Origin of the sequence: Proteus sp. G4415 (assembly GCF_963896075.1) — a bacterium.
GTDB classification, from domain to species: domain Bacteria; phylum Pseudomonadota; class Gammaproteobacteria; order Enterobacterales; family Enterobacteriaceae; genus Proteus; species Proteus mirabilis.
On sequence record NZ_CAWQOK010000052.1, the window covers coordinates 26,916 to 38,170 of the forward strand.

Below are 11,255 nucleotides of genomic sequence, written 5' to 3' on the forward strand. Positions count from 1 at the left end.
AAAAGTTATATTCTGCTTTCTTTTTTATTATGTTGCGGCGAAAGGTTGTGTTCGTGCAAAATGCAATGGAAAGGCTTAACATAACCCATTGAATTCCTCGATAACTGATAATGCTATGGAACTGAAAAATTGTCCTCTTATTAACGAAATTAAACGACAAATTGGCTCTCATACTCATATTTTAGTGGGTTTTAGTGGTGGAGTTGATTCAACCGTTTTATTGCATGGGTTGGTTTGCTTACGTGATAAATATCAACTTCCTTTAGAATTAACGGCAATTTATGTTCATCATGGATTGAATTCAAAAGCCGATGATTGGCTCACGCATTGCGAACATTTTTGTCATAACTGGCAGGTCAGTTTTATCAGTGAAAGAGTACAAGTCAATGGGAAAGAAGGGGGGATTGAGCAGGGTGCCAGAGAAGCGCGCTATCAAGCTTATCGCCAATATTTACAGCCTAATCAAGTTTTAGTGACGGCACAACATCAAGATGATCAAGCGGAAACTTTCCTATTAGCGCTTAAACGCGGTAGTGGACCGGCAGGGTTGTCTTCAATGCCTGCAAAAATGCCTTTTGAACAAGGGTATTTATTACGACCATTACTTAATATTACACGTGAACAAATCGAAGCTTATGCACATGAGCACGGTTTATTATGGATTGAGGATGATAGTAATCAAGATGATCGCTATGATCGCAATTTCTTACGTTTACATGTTATGCCTCTATTGACTCAGCGCTGGCCACATTTTTCTCAAGCAGTTACTCGTAGTGCCGCACTGTGTGGTGAACAAGAAGCGCTCTTAGATGAGTTACTCGATGTAGAATTGCAGCAATTGATTGATGAGCATCAGAGTTTAGATATCAATTTATTGTCCCGCTGTAGCGAAATAAAACGTAATGCATTGTTGCGTCGTTGGTTTGCTAAATGTAATAAAAGCATGCCATCAAGATCTCAATTGTCGCGGCTATGGCAAGAAGTTGCTTTAGCTAAAGCAGATGCAGAGCCACGGTTACGTTTTTTCCAAGATGAAGTTAGGCGTTATCAACAACGCCTCTATCTTGTGCCAGTTATGGAAGAACTAACGGATAGGGTTATCGAATGGTCATTATCACAACCTTTAATTTTGCCTAATCAGTTAGGGATATTAGCGGTGAGTCGTGATAGCGGTAAAACAATCTGCAGAGCACCGTTAGCAGATGAAAAAGTGACGGTTCGTTTTGGCTTAACGGCTTCATCTTTACGTATTGTTGGGCGAGATTTGGCCAGATCAAGCAAGAAAATTTGGCAAGAGCTTAATATTGCCCCATGGCAAAGAACTCGTATCCCATTGATTTATTATAACGATACATTAATTGCAGCGGTTAATACTTTTGTGACTTTAGAGGGAAATGCAACAACAGAACAAAGTATAACAATTGAGTGGCAAGCGTCGTAAACAACCGCCAATTACGGCGGTTGTTTATGTAAATAGTTATTCAGATTTGATTATGATAGTGCCAAGTTCGGGATGAGAAAAACTGGCAATAATATCCAGTCGTAAATCTTTTGCACCCTCAGATGTTTTTACTTTCAGATATTCAACTTTTTTACTTAAAAAGAGATCATCTGCGACACCATCAATTTGCTCACCATTATGTAATTCAATATGGAGTGTTAAGCTTCGTTGGCAAGCTAACTCCAAATATTCATAATCATCACAATTAATTGGTTGATATTCTGTATTTGTTGACATATTCCCTCACCACTCGTTCGTGGCGGTATTGCCGCCAGTGAATAATTCAGAATAAAATCATTATGCTGTTATTCGAAGTGATCACAATAGTTATTGTGATAATTTTCTGAAATAGTGCATTCTGCGACAAGATTTAAGAATTTATACTAAAACGTAGTGTAATTATCTTAAAGGGGGTTTTATTCACCCTTTTTGCTTAAAAAAATGCTAAACTAGCATTGAAAACGAGAAATTAGAAAGTACCCAGAACTTAGGGAGTTGATGATGGGGAAAAAACTTTTATTTGCAGCCATTGCTGCAGGGTTATTTATTATGTCAGGCTGCCAGAATAATATTGGCCTGTCACTCGATGGTAAAATTGTTGATCAAACATATAACAGTATTCTACCTTGTGCCGATTGTTCTGGTATCGACACGACTATTCTTGTCAATCAAGATGGCTCTTATGTAATGGAGCAAAGTTACCAAGGCACTTCTGATGACAATCGAAGTTTTTTTGAGTCAGGTACTTGGTCATTAAGTAAAGATAAACTGACCTTGACTAATAGTTATGGCGAGAAGAGTTACTATTTACCTCGTGAAGATAAATTAGTTATGTTGGATATCGATGGTAATGTAATTAATTCGGGTCTTAATTATACCTTAGCAAAGGTTCAACCTAAGCAGTTAGCGGGGGAATTTACCTATTTTGCTGACGCTGGAACCTTTAAAGATTGCCAATCTGGACGTGTCTATGCCGCTGATGGATTAGTATTAGAAAAAGGCTATTTTGCTACAGGCGTTGATGGCGGAACACCTGTCTATCTAGAGGTTAGAGGTTACTATAGTATTCGTCCTTCAATGGAAGATGGACAGTATGATCGTGCATTAGTGGTTACCGATAATAAACCACGCTTTGATCGTCATGGCTCTTGCAATAGCCGTCGTAATAGCAGAAGTTAATTCATTATAAAAAAACCGCTTTAAATAAAGCGGTTTTTTTACGTTAACAAAAGTGGTAACAGCAGTCGTTAAGTTTGGTCAGTTTAGCCCATAAGGGCTAAACAATATTAAATGGATTAAACCAGTTGCTCTTTAATAAAGGCAACAACATCATTCACATTGACCAGCGATTTATCATCACTACGGCGTGCTTTATACTCAACTTGTTCGTTATCCAGATTACGATCACCAATCACGATGGTGTGTGGTACACCAATCAGTTCCATATCTGCAAACATCACACCTGGGCGCTCTTTGCGATCATCAAATAATACATCAATACCCTGTGCACGTAAGTCAGCATAGAGTTTCTCTGCTACTTCTTTTACACGATAAGAACGATGCATGTTCATTGGTAAAATGGCAACTTGGAAAGGTGCGATAGCATCAGGCCAGATAATACCACGAGCATCGTGATTTTGTTCGATTGCCGCTGCAACGATACGAGTAATACCAATACCATAACAACCCATAGTCACAACTTGGTTATGGCCTTCTTCGTTTTGTACCGTTGCTTTTAATGCTTCAGAATATTTCTTACCTAGTTGGAAGATATGACCGACTTCAATACCACGTTTGATAAGTAAAGTACCTTTACCATCTGGGCTTGGATCACCTTCGACAACATTACGGATATCCGCCATTTCAGCAAGAGGTAAATCACGCTCCCAGTTAATACCAAAGTAGTGTTTACCATCAATATTTGCACCAGCACCAAAATCGCTCATAACAGATACAGCGCGATCGATAATGATTGGTAATGGCAAGTTAATTGGACCAAGAGAGCCTGGACCTGCATTAACAGCTTGGCGGATCTCTTCTTCAGTCGCGAAAACTAAAGGTGAAGCGACAATGCTACATTTTTCTGCTTTTATTTCATTGAGCTCATGATCACCACGGACTAATAAAGCCACTAATTTATGACCACTTTCTTCAGTTGCATGAACAATAAGTGTTTTAACTGTTTTTTCAATAGGCAGATTAAATTGTTCAACTAATTCAGCAATAGTTTTTGCGTTTGGTGTATCTACTAAACGTAACTCTTCTGTTGCTGGTGAACGAGGTGTTGCTGGCATAACCGCTTCTGCTAATTCAATATTAGCAGCATAGTCAGATGCTGTTGAGAATACGATATCATCTTCTCCGCTATCTGCTAATACTTGGAATTCATGAGAGGCACTACCACCAATAGAGCCTGTATCAGCCAATACTGGACGGAAGTCTAAACCAATACGAGTAAAGATATTGCTATAGGCTTGATACATTCTGTCGTAAGTCTCTTGTAGAGACTCTTGAGAGATATGGAATGAATAGGCATCTTTCATGATAAACTCACGTGAACGCATAACACCAAAGCGCGGGCGTACTTCATCACGGAATTTAGTTTGAATTTGGTAAAGGTTGAGTGGTAGTTGTTTGTAAGAGGTGATTTCATTACGAACAATATCGGTCACCACTTCTTCATGGGTTGGACCTAAAACAAAAGGACGCTCACCGCGATCTGTAAAACGCAACAATTCTGGGCCATATTGTTCCCAACGGCCACTTTCTTGCCATAGATCAGCAGGCTGAACAACCGGCATTGAAATTTCAAGTGAGCCTGCGTTGTCCATCTCTTCACGAACAATTTTCTCAATTTTTCTCAGGACACGAACACCGGTCGGCATCCAATCATAAAGGCCAGATGCGAGTTTACGGATCATACCTGCGCGAAGCATGAGTTGATGGCTGACAATTTCGGCATCAGCAGGCGTCTCTTTCAAAGTAGAGAGCAAATAGTGGCTAGTACGCATATTAGGTTCCATTAGAACAAAAATACTTAGGCTGACTGTCAGGCCAGTCTACATCAATATAAATAGAGAAAGTCTTTAGTCTACCAGTGACTTAGGTTTGCCAAAAGAGGCAAAGCATTTTTTTCAATCTGATTTGCTTAAAGACAAGAAGTTTCAATGTTAGTAAGTGCAAGTTAGCGCGGTTCTATACTAAGAACAAGTGTTTGCTGCCCATTGACTTGCCAACGAATATTAAAATCCAGTAAATGCACGGCATATACTCTATCACTTTGTTCGCTTTTTTTATAAGCAGGACGCGGATCTTGTTGCAATACTTGAGTGATAAATCGCATAAGATGAGGATATTGATGAGAGTAATATTGTAACTGCTGTGTGGCATCTTCAGAAAAAAGAATCTCCATTTCTTCATGAGGAGCATATTGGGCAAAGCCTGCTGTTGCATCCGCAATAGACTCAGCATAGGGAAGGTACGGCTTGATATCAATAATGGGGGTTCCATCAATAAGATCTAGACTGCCTAGTTGCAAAATCACCGATTGCTTTTCAATAATGATATCTTTTAGCTCGACTAATGACATGCCGATAGCATTAGGGCGAAAAGTTGAGCGAGTGGCGAAAACCCCGAGTTTGCTATTCCCCCCTAATCTTGGCGGGCGCACTAATGGATGCCAACCTTGTTGCGCTGTTTGATGAAAAATAAATAATAACCAAAGATGGCTAAATTGTTCTAAGCCTCTTACTGCATCAGGATGATTATAAGGTGTGTGTAGTATTAGCTGGCCTACGCCATCCTGGACTAATCCAGGTTGGCGAGGAACGGCAAATTTCTCTTTATAAGGGCTGATAATATGCCCTATAGATGTTATTTGGTAGCTATTCATTGAGTAATTAATAGTGCTGAACCTTCACAGATTGCCGATTGATAGCAACCCATTCCTGTGACTATTTGGCATTCATGTAATAAAACTGCATTCGCATTTTTATAAGCCGCTTTGATAGCCATTCTTTTTTTCGCAGCAGGTAAGCTTGCGGGTGGATCTTGTAGTGTTTGTCGGCAAGATTCACCGGCAACAACACCTAAATCTTTAAAAGGCGCACCTAAAAGATCTTCTGTTTTTTCAACAATGCGAACAGGAGATAAAGTTTGCTGTTTGGGCTTTTGTGGTTGGCCAGGTTTATTTAAACGCATATCCGTAAACTTAGACTGATCAACATCAGATGATTTCTGCATTGAACAGCCGGTCATAAACAGCGCTATAATGCCAATAAGTAGCAAGCGCATGTGCATGGGTATATCCTCTTTATTATTGTCTATACAAAAATTAAACCGCCCTAATTTAATGCAAATTAGCCCAGTAAAAAAGAGAAAGGCGAACAAATGTCCGCCTTTTTTATTATTAAGTTGAGTTGTGAGATGATTACCAACCTTTTACTGCACCACCGTTAAAAATCTTATTCGCAGCGCTATCAACTTCATCTGTTTGATAAGATTGAATAAATTTCTTCACATTTTCATCATCTTTATTGTCCTCACGGGCAACAATAATATTGACATAAGGTGAATCTTTATCTTCAACAAAAATACCATCTTTTGCTGGAGTTAAGTTAACTTGACTCGCATAGGTTGTATTAATAACCGCTAAGTAGATTTTTTGATCATCTAAAGAGCGCGGTAATTGTGGTGCTTCTAACTCAACTAATTGTATGTTTTTCGGATTTTCAATGATATCCAGTTTAGTCGGTAATAAACCAACCCCTTCCTTTAATTTCACTAATCCTACTTTTTCTAAAAGTAGCAGTGAACGACCTAAGTTGGTTGGATCATTAGGGATAGCCACTTGTGCACCATCGGGTAAATCTGCTAAATCCGTTATTTTTTTAGAATAACCAGCAATAGGGTAAATAAAGGTATTACCTACAGCCGTAATTTTGTAATTACGATCTTTGATTTGTTGATCTAAATAAGGCTTATGTTGAAAGGCATTAATATCAATATCACCACGGCTTAATGATTCATTCGGCATGACAAAGTCATTGAAAGTGACGAGTTCAACATTAAGTCCATATTTATCTTTAGCGACTTGTTTAGCAACTTCAGCAACTTGTTGTTCAGAACCAGAAATAACCCCCACACGGATATGATTGGGATCTTTTTCTTTTTCGCCACAACCTGCTAAAGCTAAAGCACCGACTAACGCACTGACTACAGCAAGTGATTTAAATTTCAATGACATAGATTTACCCTTTCTTTGAACTGGTTAAATAAAAGGTTTCATACAAACTACATTTATTGATTAGATAGTAGATGAATAGAAACCTTTAATTCATTTATTTATGTGTTGTCAGTTTAACTAAACGATCGCCAATAAACTGAATGATAAAAACAAGAATAACAAGTAGTACAATGACGGTATTCATTACTGTGGCATTATAGCCCACATAACCATACTGATAACCAATTTGACCTAAACCACCAGCACCCACAGCACCACCCATTGCGGAATAACCGACTAATGTAATGAGTGTAATGGTTGCAGCATTAATTAAACCTGGTAAAGATTCTGGTAATAAAACTTTCTTGATTATCTGCATTGGTGTTGCCCCCATGGCACGAGAAGCTTCAATTAAACCATGAGGTATTTCTAATAAGGTATTTTCTACCATACGTGCAATAAAAGGTGCAGCTCCTACAGTTAACGGAACAATAGCCGCCTGTAAACCAATGGATGTTCCTACTACCATACGTGTAAAAGGGATCATCCAAACTAATAAGATAATAAAAGGGATGGCCCTAAAAATATTAACTAAAGCAGAAATTACTTTATAAGCGGGGGAGTTCGCCATAATTTGCTCTGGACGAGTCACATAAAGTAAGACACCTAATGGTAATCCAATGACAAAACCAAAAAAGCCTGAGACAAATGTCATGACTAAGGTTTCCCAGATCCCACTAATTAATAAATAAATCATTCCTTCAGACATAACCGAGAACCTCTACTTTCACATGATGCTCTTCTAAAAACGCGATAGACTTTTCTGTGTTACCATTTTTACCGTGTAATTCTGCTAGCATCACGCCAAACTTTACTCCACCGGCATAGTCCATTTGAGAACTTAAAATATTAATATCAGCATCAAAACGACGAGCAACAATAGACATTAATGGCGCATCAACAGATAACCCATTAAATTCAAGCTTTAACAGCGGGAATAAGCCTTCTTCCCACTCTGGCTTCATACGTTCTTTATAATCGTCAGGAATATCCAATTGTAATGTTGATTGAATAAATGCTTGAGAAACGGGTGTTTTAGGGTGAGAGAAAACCTCACTTACCGCATCACTTTCAACTAATTGACCACCACTGATCACGGCAACTTGGTCACAAATACGTTTTACAACATCCATCTCATGAGTGATAAGTAAAATAGTTAATCCTAAACGACGATTAATATCTTTTAACAGTTCTAAAATAGAACGCGTCGTTGCGGGATCAAGAGCACTAGTTGCCTCATCACACAATAAAACGTTTGGTGAATTAGCTAATGCTCGAGCAATCGCAACACGCTGCTTTTGTCCCCCTGATAAATTGGCAGGGTAATACTCTTTTTTATCTGCTAAACCCACTAATTCTAATAACTCATTAACACGTTTATTAATATCTGCACGCGGCGTGTTATCAAGTTCTAGAGGTAAGGCAACATTATCAAATACCGTTCTTGAGGACAGTAAATTAAAATGTTGGAAAATCATGCCAATGCCACGACGTGCTTTGGTTAATTCTTTATCAGATAATTTTGTTAGATCACGACCATCAACCCAAACTTCACCTGATGTCGGCTTTTCTAACATGTTTACACAGCGTATGAGAGTACTTTTACCTGCACCTGACGATCCAATCACACCAAAAATCTGCCCTTGTGGCACATGCAGGTTAATATTTGATAGCGCTTGTATTGAACGCGCTCCCTGCTTAAATACTTTATTTATATTCGTCAGTTTAATCATCTTGTTCTTTATATAAGTAGAATATGGGACATTCACGCTATTCTGCCCGAGTTAAAATAGATGTTAAGGCGTCTAGACGTCCAAGTCAACAAAAAAGAGCAGAAGCGTAATAGGTAATAATAGTCAATAAAAGAAAGAAAGGTGGATATGCTTCTCTATATAAGAAAAAACATGCGATACTAAGCGCAAATATCTAAAAGGAGTAATGCTGTGAGCAAGGGGATTTCTGCGATTTTTTTAGATCGCGATGGAACGATTAATATCGATCATGGTTATGTATCTGAAATTGATAACTTTGAATTTATCGAAGGTGTGATTGAAGCAATGGCTGAATTAAAAGCCATGGGATATGCTTTAGTGCTAGTGACTAATCAGTCAGGTATTGGTCGAGGGTATTATAGTGAAGATCAGTTTTTACATTTAACTGAATGGATGGATTGGTCTTTAGCTGATCGAGGTGTCGATTTAGACGGCATTTATTATTGCCCACATCATCCAGATGCAATTATAGAAGAATACAAAAAAGAGTGTGACTGTCGTAAACCTGCAACAGGTATGTTTATGGATGCGAAAGCACAATTAAACATCGATATGGCATCTTCTTATATGGTGGGAGATAAAAAAGAAGATATGTTGGCAGCAAAAGCGGCTGGCGTTGGGCATAAAATTCTCGTTCGCACAGGAAAAGCGATTACAGAAGAGGCCGAAACTTGTGCAGATTTTGTTCTAGATAGCTTAGCCGACTTGCCAAAATGGCTTAAAAGCCACAAAAAATAGGCACTTCGTTTAATTAACCAACAAACAAACATTTTTTTTCAAAAAACTATTGCCAGCCTCAGAAAACTCCCTATAATGCGTCCTCGTTGTCACGGCACAGGGCGCTAAGCGAACCGGCTGAGAGAACAAAAGAAAAAGTGAAAAGCCTGATAAATTAGCGCTTGACACTGAATGAGGAAGATGTAGAATGCACCTCCTCGCAACAACGCAGAAGACCGGAAACGGCAGCGATAGTTGCACTGCTCTTTAACAAATTATCAGACAATCTGTGTGGGCACTCGCAGAGACGATATCTTCTAAAAAATTAGATGTATCAAGTCTTGAAGAGTGACTAACAAGTTAATTCATATAATGAATAAGCTAAGTTTTCGATTTCTTTGAGCATCAAACACTTTTAATTGAAGAGTTTGATCATGGCTCAGATTGAACGCTGGCGGCAGGCCTAACACATGCAAGTCGAGCGGTAACAGGAGAAAGCTTGCTTTCTTGCTGACGAGCGGCGGACGGGTGAGTAATGTATGGGGATCTGCCCGATAGAGGGGGATAACTACTGGAAACGGTGGCTAATACCGCATAATGTCTACGGACCAAAGCAGGGGCTCTTCGGACCTTGCACTATCGGATGAACCCATATGGGATTAGCTAGTAGGTGGGGTAAAGGCTCACCTAGGCGACGATCTCTAGCTGGTCTGAGAGGATGATCAGCCACACTGGGACTGAGACACGGCCCAGACTCCTACGGGAGGCAGCAGTGGGGAATATTGCACAATGGGCGCAAGCCTGATGCAGCCATGCCGCGTGTATGAAGAAGGCCTTAGGGTTGTAAAGTACTTTCAGCGGGGAGGAAGGTGATAAGGTTAATACCCTTATCAATTGACGTTACCCGCAGAAGAAGCACCGGCTAACTCCGTGCCAGCAGCCGCGGTAATACGGAGGGTGCAAGCGTTAATCGGAATTACTGGGCGTAAAGCGCACGCAGGCGGTCAATTAAGTCAGATGTGAAAGCCCCGAGCTTAACTTGGGAATTGCATCTGAAACTGGTTGGCTAGAGTCTTGTAGAGGGGGGTAGAATTCCATGTGTAGCGGTGAAATGCGTAGAGATGTGGAGGAATACCGGTGGCGAAGGCGGCCCCCTGGACAAAGACTGACGCTCAGGTGCGAAAGCGTGGGGAGCAAACAGGATTAGATACCCTGGTAGTCCACGCTGTAAACGATGTCGATTTAGAGGTTGTGGTCTTGAACCGTGGCTTCTGGAGCTAACGCGTTAAATCGACCGCCTGGGGAGTACGGCCGCAAGGTTAAAACTCAAATGAATTGACGGGGGCCCGCACAAGCGGTGGAGCATGTGGTTTAATTCGATGCAACGCGAAGAACCTTACCTACTCTTGACATCCAGCGAATCCTTTAGAGATAGAGGAGTGCCTTCGGGAACGCTGAGACAGGTGCTGCATGGCTGTCGTCAGCTCGTGTTGTGAAATGTTGGGTTAAGTCCCGCAACGAGCGCAACCCTTATCCTTTGTTGCCAGCACGTAATGGTGGGAACTCAAAGGAGACTGCCGGTGATAAACCGGAGGAAGGTGGGGATGACGTCAAGTCATCATGGCCCTTACGAGTAGGGCTACACACGTGCTACAATGGCAGATACAAAGAGAAGCGACCTCGCGAGAGCAAGCGGAACTCATAAAGTCTGTCGTAGTCCGGATTGGAGTCTGCAACTCGACTCCATGAAGTCGGAATCGCTAGTAATCGTAGATCAGAATGCTACGGTGAATACGTTCCCGGGCCTTGTACACACCGCCCGTCACACCATGGGAGTGGGTTGCAAAAGAAGTAGGTAGCTTAACCTTCGGGAGGGCGCTTACCACTTTGTGATTCATGACTGGGGTGAAGTCGTAACAAGGTAACCGTAGGGGAACCTGCGGTTGGATCACCTCCTTACCTAAGAGATACGTGTTATGTG

10 protein-coding genes and 1 rRNA gene are annotated in these 11,255 nt (G+C 40.5%); 4 read left to right on the forward strand and 7 right to left on the reverse strand.

The genetic code is table 11. The features are described from left to right. Nucleotides 1–115: 115 nt before the first annotated feature. Entirely contained in the window at nucleotides 116–1,441 is a 1,326-nt protein-coding gene (gene tilS / locus AACU95_RS05330; protein ID WP_004248710.1) for a tRNA lysidine(34) synthetase TilS, read from the forward strand. A 36-nt stretch (nucleotides 1,442–1,477) separates the two neighbouring features. Here tilS and rof read toward each other — a convergent pair whose 3' ends face one another. Continuing rightward, nucleotides 1,478–1,738: a Rho-binding antiterminator gene (gene rof / locus AACU95_RS05335; protein ID WP_046334573.1), complete on the reverse strand. Its 261-nt coding sequence runs from the start codon at nucleotides 1,736–1,738 to the stop codon at nucleotides 1,478–1,480. A 261-nt stretch (nucleotides 1,739–1,999) separates the two neighbouring features. On the opposite strand from rof, the gene nlpE reads away from it, so the two are divergent. Further along, the gene (gene nlpE, locus AACU95_RS05340) at nucleotides 2,000–2,680 is read left to right on the forward strand and encodes an envelope stress response activation lipoprotein NlpE (protein ID WP_004245452.1); all 681 of its coding nucleotides are present in this window, start codon (nucleotides 2,000–2,002) and stop codon (nucleotides 2,678–2,680) included. Nucleotides 2,681–2,796: 116 nt separating this feature from the next. Here the strand turns inward: nlpE and proS are convergent, their stop codons facing one another. From proS to metN, 6 genes are all read right to left on the reverse strand, one after another. Further along, complete coding sequence (proS, locus tag AACU95_RS05345; protein ID WP_004245451.1) at nucleotides 2,797–4,512, reverse strand: proline--tRNA ligase; 1,716 nt, start codon at nucleotides 4,510–4,512, stop codon at nucleotides 2,797–2,799. A 173-nt stretch (nucleotides 4,513–4,685) separates the two neighbouring features. Continuing rightward, on the reverse strand, nucleotides 4,686–5,393 hold the full coding sequence (tsaA, locus tag AACU95_RS05350; RefSeq protein ID WP_004245450.1) for a tRNA (N6-threonylcarbamoyladenosine(37)-N6)-methyltransferase TrmO: 708 nt from the start codon (nucleotides 5,391–5,393) through the stop codon (nucleotides 4,686–4,688). Beyond that, entirely contained in the window at nucleotides 5,390–5,800 is a 411-nt protein-coding gene (rcsF, locus tag AACU95_RS05355) for an Rcs stress response system protein RcsF (protein WP_004248708.1), read from the reverse strand. Before rcsF ends, tsaA begins: the two co-directional genes overlap by 4 nt. Nucleotides 5,801–5,930: 130 nt before the next feature. Further along, nucleotides 5,931–6,746 carry a MetQ/NlpA family lipoprotein gene (locus tag AACU95_RS05360; RefSeq protein ID WP_004248707.1) on the reverse strand — a complete coding sequence of 272 codons (816 nt, stop codon included), beginning with the start codon at nucleotides 6,744–6,746 and terminating at the stop codon, nucleotides 5,931–5,933. Nucleotides 6,747–6,840: 94 nt separating this feature from the next. After that, nucleotides 6,841–7,494 (reverse strand): methionine ABC transporter permease MetI, encoded by a 654-nt coding sequence (locus tag AACU95_RS05365; protein ID WP_004245447.1) that lies wholly within the window; start codon nucleotides 7,492–7,494, stop codon nucleotides 6,841–6,843. Beyond that, a complete protein-coding gene (gene metN, locus AACU95_RS05370; RefSeq protein ID WP_004245446.1) occupies nucleotides 7,487–8,518 on the reverse strand; it encodes a methionine ABC transporter ATP-binding protein MetN in 1,032 nt (343 codons plus the stop codon). Before metN ends, AACU95_RS05365 begins: the two co-directional genes overlap by 8 nt. Nucleotides 8,519–8,728: 210 nt before the next feature. Here metN and gmhB point away from each other — a divergent pair, with 210 nt between their 5' ends. Together gmhB and AACU95_RS05380 are read left to right on the forward strand one after the other, a co-directional pair. Beyond that, nucleotides 8,729–9,295, forward strand: a complete 567-nt coding sequence (gene gmhB / locus AACU95_RS05375; protein ID WP_004245445.1) for a D-glycero-beta-D-manno-heptose 1,7-bisphosphate 7-phosphatase — start codon at nucleotides 8,729–8,731, stop codon at nucleotides 9,293–9,295. 395 nt (nucleotides 9,296–9,690) lie between these two features. Beyond that, nucleotides 9,691–11,233, forward strand: a 16S ribosomal RNA gene (locus AACU95_RS05380). The last annotated feature ends 22 nt before the right edge of the window (nucleotides 11,234–11,255 follow it).

Coding starts and splice junctions, on each gene's coding strand:
- tsaA (WP_004245450.1), bottom strand. CDS start 5,393: ATGAATAGCTACCAAATAACATCTATAGGGCATATTATCAGCCCTTAT.
- AACU95_RS05365 (WP_004245447.1), bottom strand. CDS start 7,494: ATGTCTGAAGGAATGATTTATTTATTAATTAGTGGGATCTGGGAAACC.
- nlpE (WP_004245452.1), top strand. CDS start 2,000: ATGATGGGGAAAAAACTTTTATTTGCAGCCATTGCTGCAGGGTTATTT.
- tilS (WP_004248710.1), top strand. CDS start 116: ATGGAACTGAAAAATTGTCCTCTTATTAACGAAATTAAACGACAAATT.
- rof (WP_046334573.1), bottom strand. CDS start 1,738: ATGTCAACAAATACAGAATATCAACCAATTAATTGTGATGATTATGAA.
- metN (WP_004245446.1), bottom strand. CDS start 8,518: ATGATTAAACTGACGAATATAAATAAAGTATTTAAGCAGGGAGCGCGT.
- AACU95_RS05360 (WP_004248707.1), bottom strand. CDS start 6,746: ATGTCATTGAAATTTAAATCACTTGCTGTAGTCAGTGCGTTAGTCGGT.
- rcsF (WP_004248708.1), bottom strand. CDS start 5,800: ATGCACATGCGCTTGCTACTTATTGGCATTATAGCGCTGTTTATGACC.
- proS (WP_004245451.1), bottom strand. CDS start 4,512: ATGCGTACTAGCCACTATTTGCTCTCTACTTTGAAAGAGACGCCTGCT.